Below are 15,631 nucleotides of genomic sequence, written 5' to 3' on the forward strand. Positions count from 1 at the left end.
CACGGATGACCAAGAATCCTTCATCAGACGCCACTTTGCCGAAAGGCATCCATCGAAGCTGGAAGCTGCCGGATAAGTCGCTGGGTGACTTGTGGGATTCGATCGTGATGGACGAAGCCATCAAAAAACAGTTGCTGTCACAGGCGATCGTCAACTTCACGGTGCGCCCCAAGGTGGAGCGCACGGTACTCCCCCTGCACGGCGTGATCTTGTTGGTCGGCCCGCCGGGGACTGGGAAGACCTCCTTGGCACGGGGCTTGGCGCATCGTGTGGCCGAATCTTTTTCTTCTGCGAAGTTTCGATTGCTGGAAGTGGAGCCTCACACGCTGACGAGCTCTGCAATGGGAAAGACTCAACGCGCCGTGGCAGACCTGTTCTCGCAATCGATCGCAGAATCCGCAGCGGCGGGCCCGACGATCGTCCTTCTGGACGAGGTCGAAACGCTTGCGGCTGATCGAGCCAAGCTCAGCCTGGAAGCCAACCCGGTTGATGTGCACCGGGCCACCGACGCGGTGTTGGTGCAGTTGGACATGTTGGCCGAACGCAACCCGCATCTGCTGTTCGTGGCCACCAGCAACTTCCCACAGGCCGTCGACAGTGCCTTCCTATCTCGTTGCGACATGGTGATGGAGGTGCCACTGCCAGGCAAGGATGCCTGCAAGCAGATCCTGGTGGACTGCCTGAATGGCCTGGCAAAGACATTTCCGGGGATTGGCAAGCTTTCCTCGGCTCACCAGTTCGACGCGTGCGCTGGCGAGTGCGTCGGATTGGATGGTCGGGCCATTCGCAAGGTCGTAGCCAACGCCCTCGCGGCCGACCCGCAAGTGGCTATCGATCCGAACAAGCTTTCCGTAGAGCACCTGCGCAGTGCGATACGACAGGCAAAGCAAATGCGCCTTCAAGGAGGGAAGCAAAAATGACCACCGTTGTCAGCCGGACGTTTCGCAGCTCGCCGCACCGCGATGCGTTGCAGACGTGGGATGCCATTGTCGAACTGCTCACTCAGGGCAAGGACGGCACGGCTCGCTCTGAACTCAGGGCCGTGGCGGGCGTGGCCGCCAGCTTGATCGCCGACCAGGCACCCAAGAGCGCGCCCATCGTTGCGACATGCGATGGACCACGGACCAGGATCTACTGCCTCTTCGACGAAGACGCGATCGATGGTGATGATGCCAACGAAGATGTCTTGGGGTTCGAGCCGTTGAAGGGAGACTGGGGAGTCTCGCTGCCGTGTCCGAAGGAGCAGCTCGGCTGGGTGCAAACCGCGCTCAAAAAGCACAGTTCTCGCATCATTGCACGGGACTTGAGCCAAGGAATTGCCACGCAGGCGCAGGCCGATGCTGGGCAAGCGCTGTCGCTCGACCTCGGAGGTTTCCTCAAGTCATGAGCACCGTCGCCACCTACTCGTACACGCACTCGGTTACCTATGTGACCGACAACATCCTCAAGAGCTTGAAAGACATCATCCTGCTCAGTGGGCTGGACCCCGAGCACTTCGCGGATCGCTGGGAGAGCAATACCCGAGCCATCAAGACGTGGCTCGGGACCGGTGATCTGCGCAAGGTGATTCTGGAGATCTACAACCCGGCAGCCGACAAACTCGTGACCCGATGGGATATCGACATCGTGTATGGGTGGTCCGATGGCGACGGCAGCTTCTGGACAGATACCGAGCAGTTGAAGTACGCGATCAAGAAAGCTGGGCTGCTGCCATCGCAGGCCAAGTACAAGTTAATGCTCGATACAAAGCCAGGGCGGCCTGATGTGGAGGGGTGGAGCAAAGGAAGTTATCGCTCGACGGATGGAATGGTCAAGCAGAGCCTAGGCTCGACTGTCGAACACAGCGGCCTGGCGGGTCAGGCCGGATATTGGAGGCAACGCTGATGCTGTCGATCGATGAAGCTTTTCGCAAGTTCAAGTCGCGTCTGGAACTCAACGAACGCGAACAGAAGAATGCCTCGCAACGTCAGAACGAAGGGCGGGACTACCTGCAGACCAAGTTCGGCATTGCGCGCAGCTTCCTGACCGGGTCCTATGCTCGATACACGAAGACGAAGCCGCTCAAGGATATCGACATCTTCTTCGTGCTGAAGGACTCGGAGAAGCATTACCACGGCAAGGCCGCATCGGTAGTGCTGGATGATTTCCACTCTGCATTGGTGGAGAAATACGGTTCGGCGGCCGTGCGCAAACAGGCGCGCTCGATCAACGTGGATTTCGGTGTTCACATCGACGCGGAGGACAACACGGACTACCGGGTGGTCAGCGTGGATGCGGTGCCCGCATTCGACACCGGCGACCAGTATGAGATCCCCGATACGGCGTCCGGAAAGTGGATCAAGACGGACCCGGAGATCCATAAGGACAAGGCGACCGCAGCGCACCAAGCCTATGCCAATGAGTGGAAAGGTCTCGTGCGCATGGTGAAGTACTGGAACAACAATCCCAAGCACGGCGATCAGAAGCCGGTGAAGCCCTCGTTCCTGATCGAGGTAATGGCCCTTGAGTGTCTTTACGGCGGCTGGGGAGGATCGTTCGATCGCGAGATCCAGTCGTTCTTTGCCACGCTTGCCGATCGTGTTCATGACGAGTGGCCGGATCCCGCCGGACTTGGCCCGGCGATCAGCAACGATATGGATGCCGCGCGCAAGCAGCGCGCGCAGCAGCTGCTGTTCCAGGCGAGCCAGGACGCAAGCATCGCCATCGACCACGCGCGTCGTGGTCGCAATATCGAAGCGCTTCGCGCCTGGCGCGCACTGTTTGGCCCCAAGTTCCCACTGTCCTGATTCCATCGGCTTCCATACACGTCCCATCGAGGTACAGCATGTCCCAGTGGTCGCTTTCCCAGCTCCTGTCGTCCCTGCATGAAGACATCCAGCAGCGCTTGTCCGTAGTACGCAAGACCTTCGGTCACCCGGGTACGAAGGGGGATGCGAGCGAGAATGTCTGGATCGACATGCTGGATACCTATCTGCCCAAACGGTACCAGGCGGCGAAGGCGCATGTGGTGGACAGCCTGGGGAACTTCAGCCAGCAGATCGATGTGGTGGTGTTTGATCGGCAATATTCGCCTTTTATCTTCACCTACGAGAACGAGACGATCATTCCAGCCGAAAGCGTGTACGCCGTGTTCGAGGCCAAGCAGACGGCTGACGCGGGGCTTGTGGCCTATGCCCAGGAGAAGGTCGCCAGTGTGCGCAGGCTGCACCGCACGAGCCTGCCGATCCCGCACGCTGGCGGGACCTACCCAGCGAAGCCGTTGATTCCGATTCTGGGTGGCTTGCTCACCTTCGAGAGCGAATGGAGTCCTGCATTGGGCCCATCCATGGACAAGGCGCTGAATGCAAACCTCACCGAGGGGCGTCTGGACATCGGATGCGTTGCCGCCCACGGGCACTTTTTCTATGACCAAGCCAGCGGCGCGTACAGCTACACCAACGAAAACAAGCCGGCGACCGCGTTTCTTTTCAAGCTGATCGCGCAGCTTCAGTTCAGTGGAACGGTCCCCATGATCGATGTGGAGGCTTACGGTCAGTGGTTGACCAAGTGAGGGGTCGCTGTGGCAAGCATACGTTCGGAGTACCACCGGTTCCTGGCGCACTTGACGCAGCGGCACGTGCACGACGACGTGCGCCGGCTGGCGCACCTGGTGCTCGATCACCTGCAGCCACTGGCCGAGGTCGGTGCTGCACGCCGGGGGCGCTCCACGCGCTTGGCGCCGCTGGCCATCGCGCATCTGGCGCAGATGCCTGTCGCCTACGACGGGGACGCGCGCGGCCCCGAAAACGGGCCGGCGCTCGGGCGACTGCACCAGCTCGAAGTCGGGCCGTTTCGAGGATTCATGCGGCAGGAGACGTTCGACCTCAGCCATGACATCACCTTGGTCTACGGTGCCAACGGCACCGGCAAGAGCAGCTTCTGCGAAGCCTTGGAAGTGGCGATGCTCGGTTCGATCAGCGAAGCGCAGGCCAAGCGGGTCGACCAGCGGACGTACTGCAACAACGCTCGCCTGCGCCGCCACATCGCGCCAGTCCTGTCGTCTACGGCGGCGGGCGAAGCGCAGGCCGTCCAGCCCGACGAAGCTGAGTATCGCTTCTGCTTCATCGAGAAGAACCGCCTCGACGATTTCGCCCGAATCGCCGCGCGGACCCCGAGCGATCAGCGCCAGCTCATCGCCACCCTGTTCGGCGTGGACCAGTTCAGCGAGTTCGTGCGCGGCTTCAACCCCTCGCTCGATCAGGACCTGATGCTTGCCGGCGTGCAGGCGGCGCAGCTGGCGCAGCGTCGCCTGCGGTTGGCGAACTCCGAACAGACCATCGCCGCCTACCCGCAGAAGATCGCAGCGGTCGAGGGCCTGGAACAAGCTTTGGCGCAGCGCATGTCACCTGGCGCGACCTATCAAACCTGCGTGGACTGGCTGCTGGGTACGCCGCAGCAGCAAGGACGGCTACCGTATGTCCAGGCTCAGCTGGACGCCAACCCGCCTGCCATTCACGAGGTGACCCAGGCCCGCCTGCAAGCGTTGCTGGCAGAGGCCTACCGCGTCCAGGGACTGTGGCAAGCGTCTTCCGCGCAACTCGCGGCCCGCGCCGGCGAGGTGTCGTACGCGAAGCTCTACGAGGCCGTGCAAGCGTTGGCGGACGGGGCGACCGCGTGTCCGGCATGTGGAACCGGACTGGCCGCCGTGGCGCAGGACCCGTTCGCCAGGGCGCGAATGGGCCTGGAGCAGCTCGCGCAACTGGCCGTCCTGCAGCAGCAAGAGGCCGGGCATCGGACGCAGTTGAGCGAGGCGGTCCGAGCGCTGTGGGACGAAATGCGCCGCGTGGTGGCGGCGGCTGGGGTCGCTTGTCCTGCCGAATCGCAGGCCGCGGGCCTGCCACTGCTGCCTCCCACGTCGGCGGGCAATTGGCTCGGCGGCTGGGTGAATGGGGACCAGCGCGCCTGGCAAGCCCTCTTACGGATCGCACAGATCATCGAAGGCTTCGACGCGCAGGCGCGCGACGTGAATGCCCAGCGCGGCGCGATGGCCCAGGAGCGGGACCGCCTGCAACAGCATCAGCTGGAGATCGAACGGCTGCGGACCATGCGCACGACTGCGGATCAGGAGCTGGCGGCCGCCCGCCAAACCGTGGCCCAGTTCGACGACGCGAACCGCGGCCTGATCCAGGCGGCCACGGACGAAATGCCGGTGGTGGTGCACCATCAGCGGGTCAAGGCCGCCTACGACGGCTTCCTACCCGAGATTCAGGCATACCTGACCGCTCTGCCGGGGGTTCTGCTACAGGGGCTGGGAGACCAAGCCCGCCATCTCTACAACGCATTCAACCGGGCCGATCCGCCCGGCGATCTGCTGCACGCGCTGTGGTTGCCCGTGGCCGAGAACGGCAAGATCGAGGTGGAGTTCGCCGGCGAGCCGGGCGTGCGCTACGACGCGTTGATCGTCTTCAGCGAAGGGCACATCAAATGCTTGGGTCTGGCGATTCTGCTTGCCAAGAACCTCGCGCAGGGCTGCCCCGTGGTCATCTTCGATGACGTCGTCAATGCGATAGACGACGACCATCGCGATGGCATCTGGCGTACCTTCTTCGAGGACGGTTTGCTCCACGGCAAGCAGGTTATCCTCACCTCGCACGCAGAGGAGTTCCTGCACCGCATCCAGCAGGAGTTGGGCGTGCGCCGCGCCGCGGCCATCAAGCGCTACAAGTTTCTCCCGCATCAGGGAGAGCACGAACTGCGGGTCGACAGCGACCCGCCAGCGAAGAACTATGTTCTTCTGGCCCAGCAGGCGTTGGCGGCTGACGAGAAACGCGAGGCACTGCGCCAGGCCCGGCCGGCGCTGGAGAGTCTGACGGACCGCCTGTGGACGTGGCTGGGTCGGCGGGCGGACGGCCGGATCGACATCAAGCTGAGCGGGCCCCGCGCGCCTTGGGAGCTGAACAATAAATGCACCAAGTTGCGGTCGGCCGTCGAGCGTATCGCGGCGCAACATGCGGGTGCGCCGGATGCCGTAGGGGCGTTGGTCAGGCTGCTCAATGTCAGCGGTACGAGTATTGAATGGGGTTACCTCAATAGCGGTGTGCACGACGCTCAGCGCGATCATGAGTTCGATCGGGCGACGGTAAGAACGGTCGTCGAGGCGGTTACGGCGTTGGATGCTGCTCTTGATACCCTGCAGAACCGATGAACGGCACACGGCTTTGCAGAGCAGTGCCGCCCGTGTCACCTCATAAGTACTTCTTGAAGCTGCCTGCGGTCAGGCTGACTGCCATCCCCAGCAACGCCGCGCTGGGCAGCAGGATGACCAGAGGATGCACCGATATGGGCAGAGCGAGATAGGTGACCCAAGGCAGCACGGCCAACGGCATCAGGCTGGCCTTCGCGCGGTGGTAGATGAAGCCGGATTCGCGGCCGGCGCCGAACCGGCGCACATCCCGTCGCACCAGGCCGTCAATCAGGCCGACGAATGCCGCCGTGAGGATCAGGGGCAGCGTGAGCACCAGGACCAGCAGGCGCACCAGGAAGGTGAGCGTCGTGAAGGCCGCAGCGATCAGGTAGCTTTCGGCCCAGACATAGACTTGGCTGATGTAGTAGCGGAAGTTGCGGCTCTGCCCGTGGCTGGCCGAGCGGACGCGCTCGGCGGTCTGGCTCATGCGCTCCAGCAACCCCGAGCGCACGAACACCCACTCGTACCCGGTATCCACCAGCTCGTGCGCCGTGCGCCCCGGCTCCTGCACGACCACGCTGCGCGTGAAGTGGTCGGACAGGTGCCCGAGTTCGTACTGCAGCATCTGCTGGGAGTGGCGCCAGCCCTGGTCCTTCCAGAACAGGTGCATGCCGACGCACTCCACCGCGATCGAGAACAGCAGCGAGCCAATGAGCACCCCGAGCAGCCGGAACGGTAAGGTGATGGTGCCGACGATCAAGCCTTGGCGTTTGTTCTGCTCCCGCTGCGCGGTCGAGGCGGCATCCTTCATGGCACGGCCTCGTTGTCCGCGCCATCGTCGGCGCCGGTGGCCACCGCGCCGGGCTCGGCCGCAGCGGCATCGTCAAGCAGGTCGTCGGGCAAGGCCGGATCCTGCAAGGCCGACGAGCTGGTGAACTCCCACCACTGCGTGGCCTCGCTGTAGCTCTGGCGCATGTACCCGGCCAGTTGCTGCAGGTCCGCCGGCATCACTTCATCCGCGTCCGGCGCCGGCAGCGGCATGCGTACCTTCCAAAGCTGGCCGCCCTGCAGCAGCGCGAAGCACTGGCCCTTGGGCAGGCCGACGACGTGTGACGGCTCGATCATCGGCACGCTGGACATGCTGATGCGGTCCTGGGTGTTCGACGTGAAATCCGTCGCGCCGCGGATGTCTGAGCTGTCCGTCGCGCCCGAGACGATGGTAGTCGTATAGACCTCGACCTTCGGCAACTGCCTCGTCAGCAGTTCCGCGGTGGCCGTCTCGCGCACGCGCAACATGAACAGGTTGTTGAAATTCCCGATCACTTGGCCGGCCTTCGCGCGATTGCCGATGCGGGCCTCGATGTCCGAGAGCGTTTGCGTGTAGGCGGTGACTTGCAGGCCCGCGCCACCGCCCTTGTTGATGAGCGGAATGAACTCGTCACCCATCAATTCATTGAACTCGTCCGCATGCACGTTGATCGGCACGCGCGCACCAGCCGATGCACCCGGCAGTCCATCGTCGATCCCGTGCTTGTAGATGTGGCCTGCGACCGAAACCAGGTCGGAGAACATCGAATTGCCGACCGCCGCGGCGACCTCGGCATCGGACAGCGCATCCAGGCCCACATAGACGACGGCTCGCTTCCTGATCACCTGCATCCAGTCGAAGATCGGCCGTGGGTCGGCCAGGTCGGAGTAGTTCGGCGCCAGGAGCTGGGCGATCTTGCCGCTGGTGAGCTTTTCCAGCAGCGGCAGAAGCGATGCAACGATCTTGTCGAAGTAGGTCTTGTCGTAGCGGACCGCCGAGCGCAGCCCGTCGAGCACCGGGTCGTAGTTGCGCGCCTGGGAGAGGTACTGCTCCAGCGCCACCACGCGCTTCTCGCGCCCGATCATGTTCCTTGGGATGTTCTTCTCGTTGAGCTTGGCCTCGATCTGGACGATCACCTCCCAGGCCTTGGGCTCCGTCTTGGCGAAGTAGTGCTGGGCGTACTCGATGAACAGCGCGTCGATGTTGATGACGTGGCGCTGGATCAGCATGTAGTCCGGGCGCTGCCCCAGTTCCACCAGGGCGCGGGCGATGATGTTCACGAAGCGCCATGCGAACTCGCGGAACGCCGCGCTGTTGCCTTCGCCGGAGAGCTGCCCCGCCACCCGGGTCGCCACTTCGCTGATGCGGCCGAAGCGGCCCACCGCGTTGTAGCGTGCCGAAATGTCCGGCCAGCCCAAGTGGAAGACGTAGAACTCGCCTTCGCGGCCAGCGCGCTGGGCTTCGACGTACATCCGCTTCAAGAGATCGGCATCCCCCTTGGGATCGATGACGATGACGACCTCATGCTCGCCGGCAGCATTCCTGCGGCGGATGTCCTGCGTGACGAACAACTCGGCCAGGCGCGTTTTGCCCACCCGCGTGGTGCCCAGCACCAGCGAGTGGCCGACGCGCTCGCCCAGCGGCAGGCTGACATCCACCTCGTCGGGTTCGATGCCGTGCAGGCGCGGCAGGCCACCGACAGGCGGCAACGGGCGCACGGGGTTGAAAGGCACGTCCCAGCCGGTGAGCTTCGGCAGGCGCGAGAGCGGCAATGGCGCGAATTCCAGCCGTTCCTCCAGGCGCCTGGCCAGGCGGTAGGCCGGCGTCGGCTCGACGTAGCGGCGGAACTCGGGCCGGTACGTCTGCATCAGCCGATGCGTGTGCTTCTGCTCCCAGAGAAAGCCGCGCCCCACGAATAGGCGCTGCTGGCTGACCGGCACGTCCTTGCTGGTCATCACGTACCGCGGCAGACGGCGGATGTTGCGCCGGTAGCGCAGGATGATGCGGGCATCGCGGTAGCGGATCGCGCCGTAGGCGCCGAACGCCAAGGCGCTGCCGATGCCCATGGCCGGGCTCAGCGCGAGCGACCATGGGGCCACCAGGCACAGAAACGCGGCGCCTGCACACGCCGCGACGGTGTATAGCTCCACCGCTGGGCGTAGCAGAACCTCGACCGGCTGTTTGCCTGACATGGCTTCATTGCTCGATGCCGGTGGCCGTGATCAGCGCCGGGTAGTGCCGCAGGCCCAGGCGATCGGCCAGGTCGTCGCCGGCCACGGGCGCGAGCGGTACGCCAGGCACCAGGGCGCGCAGCCGCGCCAGGCCCTGCGCGGTCTCGACGTTGACCACCAGGCCGACCACGCCGCGTTCACGCAAAGCGGCGGCGCGGCGCTGCAACCAGGCCCGGGAAGCCTCGTCGTCGCCGATGACCACGAACGGCCGCAGGCCGGGCGCTTCGATCACCCGTCGCGCGACGGTGCCGGGCGTGAGCTTGGCGCTGCGCACCGGCAGCATCGCGGCTTCGTCCGCTGGCGTGGCGGGAACCCGGGGCGTCGGGATGGGCGGCCGCGCCGGTGCGTTGGCGCGCGGCTGCAGGTTCAGGGCTTCGTAGTACGGCAGCGCCGACGTGCCGCCGCGGTCCTCGACAACGATCAGTGGCTCGCCGGCACGCGAGGCCAGCGGCAGGCCTGACAGCAGCATGAGCAGGCCCGTGAACGCGAGATGGGCGGGATGGGGTTTCGTCATGGGGAGGTCTCCTGGCGCGCCGCGAGGACCGCGGCGGCTGGTCGCGTGCCCTGCACGCGGGCAAGGTGGCGCGACACGCTGCGCCGATAGCGGGCGGCGGGCTCGCCGCCTGCGGGGCGGTGGTAGCGGCCGATCGCCAGCAGCCAGTCCTCGCCGGGGGTGTGCTGCTCCTTCAGGATCTCGGCGGCAACGGCCAGGTTGCGATACGGATCCAGCAGGTCGCACGCGCCGGTAAAGCGGTGCTTGTGGTAGCCGAGGTTGATCTGGCCCAGGCCCGCATCAATGCGCGTGTGCGGCGTGGCGCGCATCGCCTGCTGCAGGTCAGCGCAGGCGTCGGCGCGCGTGGCGAAGCGGCGCGACTGGCCGGCGACGTTGAGGGACCACGGCCACGGCACCAGGCGCCCGTTGCGCCGGATGCCGCTCTCCTGCAAGGCCACGGCGTAGAGCACGGTCGAGGGGATGCCTGCGCGCTGGGCGGCAAGCTGGTAAGCCGGTGGCGGAACCTCCTGGGCCAGGGCGGCAACGGCATACAGGCCGGCAGTGAGCACCAGTGCGCGCAGGGGCATGGCTACGGCTGGCGCTGCCATTGGCCATTCACTTCGCGCACGGCGGCGGGCAGATCGCCGGGCAGGCCCAGCGACAGCCAGCGGCCGCCGTCGTGGTTGAGCGTGATGCTGCCGGCGCGCACGCGCGCCGGATCGACGTTCGCGCGCTTGGCCCAGTCGCGGATGCGCGCATCGTCCTGGCGGCTGCCGACCATGTAGAGGTCGAACTCGGCGCCCGAGGATTGCAGGCGCTGCACGAGTTGCCCGCAGGCCGCGCAGCCGTCCTTGACGAACACCGCCGTGCGGCTACTGCCGCGCACGCCTGCGGCGGTCGGCAGATCATCGGGGAGGTTCACTCGCTGCATGCCGGGGTTCAGGCGCTGCCACGCTTCGTCGTAGGCGCGCTGGTAGGCAAGCAACTTCTCGACGCGCCTTGCCTCGGCTTTCACCTGCATTTCGGCGTAGCGGCGCCGCTCTTCATCGGAGCGAGCCTCGACGCCCAGCGCGGAAAGCGGGTCCAGGTTGGGCGAGTAGATGCCCAGCGGCCCCTCCATCAGTTCGCGGTAGCGCGCCCACTCCTGCGGTTGCAGTCCCCAGTCGCTCGCCACGCGGTCGTCCAGGATGCGGCCGATCACGGGACGCTCCTGGCTCTGGGCATTGCGGGACTGGGCCGTGGCGGGCTGCTGCGCCCAGACGGGCAACTGCGCTGCGGCCAGCAGGAACAGGGTGAGCAAGATCGAGGGCTTCATGGCGGGACGGTCTCCGTCAGGGAATCGCCAAACGGCGGGTCTGCTCGCCGGCCTGGAAGACGGCGGTGTTGCCCTCGATCGCCTGCAAGCGCCACGGGCCGACCGCATCGCCGGGCAGCAGCACGTGAACCTGGTCGGCAGTGAACTCGCCCGTCGCTGGTGCAACGGAAAGGCTGCGCTGGCCGGCTCGCAGTTCGGCACCCACGATGCGGAGCGGCAACGGGAAAGGCTCAGGTTTGGCGGCGGCCTTGCTTGGTGAGCGCGGCTGCGCAGGCACAGCGGCACGAACCGTCGCTTGGCGAGCCTTGGCCTGCTCGACCTCGGCGCGCAGGGCCTGAAGGTCGTCGTTGGAGGCATGGCCGCCCAGCGCCTGTTCAACCTGCGCGATGCGGGCTTCCAGCGCCTGCCGGATGTGCTGCAATTCCGCCGCGGTTGCGGTAGCCGGCCGCTGCTGTACGGTCTCGGTCAGCCCGACCACCTGTGCTTCGAGCTGCTGCAGGCCGGAATCCACCCGTTCCTGGTCGGCCAGGCCATTCATCGCCTGGTGGTTCAGGGCAACGAAGACGCTCAGGCCGATCAGCCAAAGCCAGAGCAGGCTCTGCACGATCACGGCGGCGGTCGAGCGCTGGGAAGGCCGTGGTGCGTTGTTCATGGCTGACCTCCCGCGAGCGGGAACGTCTGCACCGCCTCGGTGGCGAGTGGTTCGGGAACCGGATCGGCATCTGCATCGCGGCCGTGCCGCTCGAAGCAGACCTGTCGCGTCCGGTCATCGGCGTGCAGGTCCCAGGCCGGGCCGGCAAGGGTGAGTAGCGCATCGCGCAAGGTCATAGGGCCGAGGTGCAGATGTGCCGCAGGCAACGGCAGCGCGTACAGCTCGATCACGGCATGCGCGGTCTCGCAAAGGCCATAGCCGCTGCGCTTGAGCACATGCCGCAGCCCGTCGCCAACCGTGGCGCGGGCATCCTCGGGCATGGACACGTCGATGGTCTGCAACAGCAGGTCGCGCTGCGCCGCCGTGGGTGCCAACTCGACCAGGGTGTAGCGGCCGTAGCGCACGACCGGGATGTACTCGGGCGCCTCGGGTTCGGGCGCGGCCGAGACTTCCTCGATGGCATCGGGTGCGAGCGGCGCCGTGGTGGTCGCGCAGCCGCTGGCCAAGGCTGCGGCCAGGAGGCCGGCGCCGACCAGGTGCCGGGATACATGGATTGCGGGCATGGCATCGGCTCTTCTGTTGCGATGCCGATACCTTGGCCGCGCGCGGCGGCGCGGTCAGTCAGGAATGCGAACTCGGAGCTACCCGCTTTTGCAGTCCAACACATAGCGCAACCCGCAAACCCAACCGTGGTTTGCACATTGATTCAATACTTGTTGTATTATCGAATCATGCAAGAAGATCAAGCCATTTCCGCCTTAACAGGCCGTTGAAAAAGTGCTTTTCGAACGCATCAGGGACGCTGAGTGCGAAGACACGAGCTGCCCAGACGCGTCTGCGCAGCGATTGCAACGGCCCATCTGGCCGGTTTGCAGGCCCTCCCGCCCATTTCGGGCGCACGTATCCCTGGGCTCACGCATGATGCGCGTCCCACCAGCCGCCGATGCTGCCCATTCGCACAAGGTTGTAGGTGGCAAAGCACAGCAGCGCCTGGCCCGTGAGCTTGGCCTGACCGATCAGCTTGGTCTTTGCCAGACCACCGACGGTCTTGATCCAGCCAAAGGCCTCTTCGATGCGCTTGCGCACCTTCAGGCTGGTCTTGTAGCCCTCGTGCCGTGTCACTCGCGCATCCACCGCCGAGTGTTTGTCCTTGGCCGCCACGTGGGGCGTGACTTTGAGCTTTCTGCAGCCTTTGATGAAGGCCTTGCTGTCGTAGCCCTTGTCGGCACCGACCGTGGCCCGTTTGTTCCTGTTGCCCCGACGCTCCAACATGGCCAGCGCCGCCTCGCGCTCGGCCGTGCCGCTGGCGTGGGTGATCTCGACATCCACGATCAGCCCGTTGCGGTTCTCCATGAGGATGTGCCCCATGTGGCACAGGCGGGATTTGTCGCCCTGGCTCTTCTTGAACAGCCGGGCATCGGCGTCCGTGGTGCTCTCGTGGGTGTCGTTGCAGCGCTCCTGCCCCTTGAAGTCCACCTCGGGGTTGCGCCCAGGCGGCGTGCCGCTGTCGTCGTCTTTGCGCTTGAAGCTCTTGTGCGAGGCCCAGGCGTCAATGAGCGTGCCGTCCACGCTGAAGTGCTCGTCGCTGGCGAGCTTGCCCCACTGGGCACTGAGCTTGACGCGCTCGAAGAAGGCGCGGGCGAGGTCTTCGTTGAACAGACGTTCGCGGTTGGCGCTGAAAGTGGAGTGGTCCCAGACCTTGTCTTCGATGTTCAGGCCCACGAACCAGCGGTACAGCAGGTTGTAGTTGATCGCTTCGACCAACTGGCGCTCGCTGCGGATGGAGAACAGGATCTGCAGCAGCAAGGCCTTGAGCAGCATCTCCGGTGGCACCGATGGGCGGCCACGGCGGGCGTACACCGCTTCGAACTCGCGGTTCATGGTTGCCAGCAGCGCATCAACCACCGCGCGCAACTTGCGCAGCGGGTGTGCCTGCGGCACGCGCTCTTCAAGGCTGATGTAGCTGAACATCGCCCCCTGGAAATCTTGACTGCCTCTCATCGTCCTCGTCTGGGTCGTTCACCGATGGCTTCAGATCGTAGCGGCCAACGCGGGCGTCGGCGGGGGATTTTTCAACGGCCTGTTAAACGCCCTGGCTCACACCCAGCGCCTGCGCGTGTTCCGCGCCTTGGTCGTTGCTGGGCCGGGCGGACTGACCCCGAGCACGCTAGCCGACCAGCTCGACGTGGCCCGCAACACCTTGTCGTTCCACTTGAAGGAGCTGGCCCATGCTGGCCTCGTCAGCATCGAGCAGCAGGGTCGCAACCTGATTTATCGCGCCGAGTACGGCCGCATGGACGGTCTGATCGGTTACCTGACCGAGCATTGCTGCCAAGGTGGCGTATGCGAGGTTTCTCCATCCAAGACCTGCTGCTGACCATGACCGATACCACTTACAACGCCTTGTTCATCTGTACGGGCAATTCGGCCCGCTCCATCCTCGCCGAAGGCATCCTCAACGACATAGGCCAGGGGCGGTTTCACGCCTGGTCGGCAGGCAGCCATCCGAAAGGCGAGGTTCACCCGCTGGCGCTCGCTACGCTAGAGCGGCTGCACCTGCCGACAACGGGCTACCGCAGCAAGAGCTGGGACGAATTCTTGAAGCCCGATGCGCCGGTGTTCGATTTCATCTTCACTGTCTGCGACAACGCCGCCGGCGAGGCCTGTCCGCTGTGGCCGGGCAAGCCGGTTTCGGCGCATTGGGGCGTGCCTGACCCGGCCGCGGTGGAAGGCACCCAGGAACGACAAAGCAAAGCATTCTTCGACACCGCCATGACGCTGCGCCGACGCATCGAGTTGTTCCTGTCGCTGCCGATCAAAAGTCTCGATGCCATGTCGTTGCAGCGCGAATTGCGCGACATCGGCCGTCAGTGAGGCCCGCGCGATGAGTGCAACCAATACCGCCGGCACCGCGCCCGCAAACTCCGCGATGAGCGGTTTTGAGCGTTACCTGACGCTATGGGTGGCGGTGTGCATCGTCGCCGGCATCGCGCTCGGCCAGTTCGCGCCCGCCGCATTCCAGGCCATCGGCCGCATGGAGATTGCCCAGGTCAACCTGCCGGTCGGCCTGCTGATGTGGGTAATGATCATCCCCATGCTGCTGAAGGTGGACTTCGCCGCGCTCGGCCAGGTGCGCCAGCATTGGCGGGGCATGGGGGTCACCCTGTTCATCAATTGGGCCGTCAAGCCGTTCTCAATGGCGCTGCTGGCGTGGATCTTCATCCGCCACGTCTTTGCCGACTGGCTGCCCGCCGATCAGCTCGACAACTATATCGCCGGCCTGATCCTGTTGGCTGCTGCACCGTGTACCGCAATGGTTTTCGTTTGGAGTCGGCTGACTGGCGGTGATCCGGTATTTACGCTGTCGCAAGTGGCCTTGAACGACACCATCATGGTGTTCGCCTTCGCACCCATCGTCGGCCTGCTGCTGGGCCTGTCGTCGATCACGGTGCCGTGGGACACCTTGCTGGTGTCGGTGGGTTTGTACATCGTCATTCCGGTCATCCTGGCCCAGCTCTGGCGCCGGGCGCTGCTGAGCAAGGGGCAGGCCGTGTTCGATCGAACACTGGAACGCATCGGCCCGTTGTCCATCGCCGCGCTGTTGCTGACGCTGGTGCTGCTGTTCGCCTTCCAGGGCGAGGCCATCATCCGGCAGCCGCTGGTGATCGCCATGCTGGCGGTGCCGATCCTGATCCAGGTGTTCTTCAATTCCGGTCTGGCGTACTGGCTCAACCGCCAGGCGGGCGAAAAGCACTGCGTCGCGGGGCCATCCGCGTTGATTGGTGCCAGCAACTTCTTCGAGCTGGCCGTGGCCGCCGCCATCAGCCTGTTCGGCTTCCATTCCGGCGCAGCACTCGCAACAGTGGTCGGCGTGCTCATCGAGGTGCCGGTCATGCTGCTGGTGGTGCGCGTGGTCAATCGCTCACGCGGCTGGTACGAACGCCGCGCGACCACTTCGTAATCTCCAAG

Annotated in this window: 17 protein-coding genes; 9 read left to right on the forward strand and 8 right to left on the reverse strand. The window is 64.9% G+C overall.

Translation table 11 applies throughout. The features are described 5' to 3' along the window. The first annotated feature begins 5 nt into the window (after positions 1 to 5). The 6 genes from I3K84_RS18870 to I3K84_RS18895 are packed head-to-tail and all read left to right on the forward strand — an operon-like array spanning position 6 to position 6,184. A complete protein-coding gene (locus tag I3K84_RS18870; protein WP_003050256.1) occupies positions 6 to 920 on the forward strand; it encodes an AAA family ATPase in 915 nt (304 codons plus the stop codon). Continuing rightward, positions 917 to 1,387: a type III CBASS phage resistance system CD-NTase-associated protein Cap8 gene (gene cap8, locus I3K84_RS18875; RefSeq protein WP_011804672.1), complete on the forward strand. Its 471-nt coding sequence runs from the start codon at positions 917 to 919 to the stop codon at positions 1,385 to 1,387. Before I3K84_RS18870 ends, cap8 begins: the two co-directional genes overlap by 4 nt. Continuing rightward, entirely contained in the window at positions 1,384 to 1,884 is a 501-nt protein-coding gene (gene cap7, locus I3K84_RS18880) for a type III CBASS phage resistance system CD-NTase-associated protein Cap7 (RefSeq protein ID WP_011804673.1), read from the forward strand. Before cap8 ends, cap7 begins: the two co-directional genes overlap by 4 nt. After that, complete coding sequence (locus I3K84_RS18885; RefSeq protein ID WP_011804674.1) at positions 1,884 to 2,786, forward strand: CBASS oligonucleotide cyclase; 903 nt, start codon at positions 1,884 to 1,886, stop codon at positions 2,784 to 2,786. The genes cap7 and I3K84_RS18885 overlap by 1 nt, the downstream gene beginning before the upstream one ends. Before the next feature lie 38 nt (positions 2,787 to 2,824). Further along, positions 2,825 to 3,550, forward strand: a complete 726-nt coding sequence (nucC, locus tag I3K84_RS18890; RefSeq protein WP_003050273.1) for a CBASS effector endonuclease NucC — start codon at positions 2,825 to 2,827, stop codon at positions 3,548 to 3,550. A gap of 9 nt (positions 3,551 to 3,559) precedes the next feature. Beyond that, positions 3,560 to 6,184 carry an AAA family ATPase gene (locus I3K84_RS18895; RefSeq protein ID WP_196995165.1) on the forward strand — a complete coding sequence of 875 codons (2,625 nt, stop codon included), beginning with the start codon at positions 3,560 to 3,562 and terminating at the stop codon, positions 6,182 to 6,184. A gap of 40 nt (positions 6,185 to 6,224) precedes the next feature. Here I3K84_RS18895 and I3K84_RS18900 read toward each other — a convergent pair whose 3' ends face one another. The 8 genes from I3K84_RS18900 to I3K84_RS18935 all read right to left on the reverse strand — a co-directional run bounded on the left by I3K84_RS18900 (position 6,225) and on the right by I3K84_RS18935 (position 13,663). Further along, positions 6,225 to 6,974: a TIGR03747 family integrating conjugative element membrane protein gene (locus I3K84_RS18900; protein ID WP_023108453.1), complete on the reverse strand. Its 750-nt coding sequence runs from the start codon at positions 6,972 to 6,974 to the stop codon at positions 6,225 to 6,227. Further along, positions 6,971 to 9,163: a type IV conjugative transfer system coupling protein TraD gene (traD, locus tag I3K84_RS18905; RefSeq protein WP_196995166.1), complete on the reverse strand. Its 2,193-nt coding sequence runs from the start codon at positions 9,161 to 9,163 to the stop codon at positions 6,971 to 6,973. Before traD ends, I3K84_RS18900 begins: the two co-directional genes overlap by 4 nt. Positions 9,164 to 9,167: 4 nt before the next feature. Beyond that, positions 9,168 to 9,716, reverse strand: a complete 549-nt coding sequence (locus I3K84_RS18910; protein ID WP_196995167.1) for an integrating conjugative element protein — start codon at positions 9,714 to 9,716, stop codon at positions 9,168 to 9,170. After that, positions 9,713 to 10,303: a transglycosylase SLT domain-containing protein gene (locus I3K84_RS18915; protein WP_196995168.1), complete on the reverse strand. Its 591-nt coding sequence runs from the start codon at positions 10,301 to 10,303 to the stop codon at positions 9,713 to 9,715. The genes I3K84_RS18910 and I3K84_RS18915 overlap by 4 nt, the downstream gene beginning before the upstream one ends. Then, the gene (locus tag I3K84_RS18920; RefSeq protein ID WP_011804680.1) at positions 10,285 to 11,010 is read right to left on the reverse strand and encodes a TIGR03759 family integrating conjugative element protein; all 726 of its coding nucleotides are present in this window, start codon (positions 11,008 to 11,010) and stop codon (positions 10,285 to 10,287) included. The genes I3K84_RS18915 and I3K84_RS18920 overlap by 19 nt, the downstream gene beginning before the upstream one ends. Before the next feature lie 16 nt (positions 11,011 to 11,026). After that, entirely contained in the window at positions 11,027 to 11,662 is a 636-nt protein-coding gene (locus I3K84_RS18925) for a hypothetical protein (protein ID WP_011804681.1), read from the reverse strand. After that, complete coding sequence (locus tag I3K84_RS18930) at positions 11,659 to 12,225, reverse strand: PilL N-terminal domain-containing protein (protein ID WP_011804682.1); 567 nt, start codon at positions 12,223 to 12,225, stop codon at positions 11,659 to 11,661. The genes I3K84_RS18925 and I3K84_RS18930 overlap by 4 nt, the downstream gene beginning before the upstream one ends. A gap of 349 nt (positions 12,226 to 12,574) precedes the next feature. Beyond that, positions 12,575 to 13,663, reverse strand: coding sequence for an IS5-like element ISDisp1 family transposase (locus I3K84_RS18935; RefSeq protein WP_011803559.1), 1,089 nt, complete (start codon positions 13,661 to 13,663; stop codon positions 12,575 to 12,577). Between the two features lie 79 nt (positions 13,664 to 13,742). Between I3K84_RS18935 and I3K84_RS18940 the strand changes: the two genes are divergently transcribed. The 3 genes from I3K84_RS18940 to arsB are packed head-to-tail and all read left to right on the forward strand — an operon-like array spanning position 13,743 to position 15,623. Further along, a complete protein-coding gene (locus I3K84_RS18940) occupies positions 13,743 to 14,039 on the forward strand; it encodes a helix-turn-helix transcriptional regulator (RefSeq protein ID WP_196996137.1) in 297 nt (98 codons plus the stop codon). Between the two features lie 2 nt (positions 14,040 to 14,041). After that, positions 14,042 to 14,536, forward strand: a complete 495-nt coding sequence (locus I3K84_RS18945; protein ID WP_011804684.1) for an arsenate reductase ArsC — start codon at positions 14,042 to 14,044, stop codon at positions 14,534 to 14,536. A gap of 10 nt (positions 14,537 to 14,546) precedes the next feature. Then, positions 14,547 to 15,623 (forward strand): ACR3 family arsenite efflux transporter, encoded by a 1,077-nt coding sequence (gene arsB, locus I3K84_RS18950; protein WP_011804685.1) that lies wholly within the window; start codon positions 14,547 to 14,549, stop codon positions 15,621 to 15,623. The last annotated feature ends 8 nt before the right edge of the window (positions 15,624 to 15,631 follow it).

This window comes from Diaphorobacter sp. JS3051, from assembly GCF_015832135.1.
Lineage (GTDB): Bacteria > Pseudomonadota > Gammaproteobacteria > Burkholderiales > Burkholderiaceae_C > Diaphorobacter > Diaphorobacter nitroreducens.

What these genes read in the sequence shown, in the direction of transcription:
- I3K84_RS18900 (WP_023108453.1), bottom strand. Translation starts at nt 6,974, where the DNA reads ATGAAGGATGCCGCCTCGACCGCGCAGCGGGAGCAGAACAAACGCCAA.
- arsB (WP_011804685.1), top strand. Translation starts at nt 14,547, where the DNA reads ATGAGTGCAACCAATACCGCCGGCACCGCGCCCGCAAACTCCGCGATG.
- traD (WP_196995166.1), bottom strand. Translation starts at nt 9,163, where the DNA reads ATGTCAGGCAAACAGCCGGTCGAGGTTCTGCTACGCCCAGCGGTGGAG.
- cap7 (WP_011804673.1), top strand. Translation starts at nt 1,384, where the DNA reads ATGAGCACCGTCGCCACCTACTCGTACACGCACTCGGTTACCTATGTG.
- I3K84_RS18910 (WP_196995167.1), bottom strand. Translation starts at nt 9,716, where the DNA reads ATGACGAAACCCCATCCCGCCCATCTCGCGTTCACGGGCCTGCTCATG.
- I3K84_RS18870 (WP_003050256.1), top strand. Translation starts at nt 6, where the DNA reads ATGACCAAGAATCCTTCATCAGACGCCACTTTGCCGAAAGGCATCCAT.
- I3K84_RS18920 (WP_011804680.1), bottom strand. Translation starts at nt 11,010, where the DNA reads ATGAAGCCCTCGATCTTGCTCACCCTGTTCCTGCTGGCCGCAGCGCAG.
- nucC (WP_003050273.1), top strand. Translation starts at nt 2,825, where the DNA reads ATGTCCCAGTGGTCGCTTTCCCAGCTCCTGTCGTCCCTGCATGAAGAC.
- cap8 (WP_011804672.1), top strand. Translation starts at nt 917, where the DNA reads ATGACCACCGTTGTCAGCCGGACGTTTCGCAGCTCGCCGCACCGCGAT.
- I3K84_RS18915 (WP_196995168.1), bottom strand. Translation starts at nt 10,303, where the DNA reads ATGGCAGCGCCAGCCGTAGCCATGCCCCTGCGCGCACTGGTGCTCACT.
- I3K84_RS18930 (WP_011804682.1), bottom strand. Translation starts at nt 12,225, where the DNA reads ATGCCCGCAATCCATGTATCCCGGCACCTGGTCGGCGCCGGCCTCCTG.
- I3K84_RS18945 (WP_011804684.1), top strand. Translation starts at nt 14,042, where the DNA reads ATGACCGATACCACTTACAACGCCTTGTTCATCTGTACGGGCAATTCG.
- I3K84_RS18885 (WP_011804674.1), top strand. Translation starts at nt 1,884, where the DNA reads ATGCTGTCGATCGATGAAGCTTTTCGCAAGTTCAAGTCGCGTCTGGAA.
- I3K84_RS18935 (WP_011803559.1), bottom strand. Translation starts at nt 13,663, where the DNA reads ATGAGAGGCAGTCAAGATTTCCAGGGGGCGATGTTCAGCTACATCAGC.
- I3K84_RS18925 (WP_011804681.1), bottom strand. Translation starts at nt 11,662, where the DNA reads ATGAACAACGCACCACGGCCTTCCCAGCGCTCGACCGCCGCCGTGATC.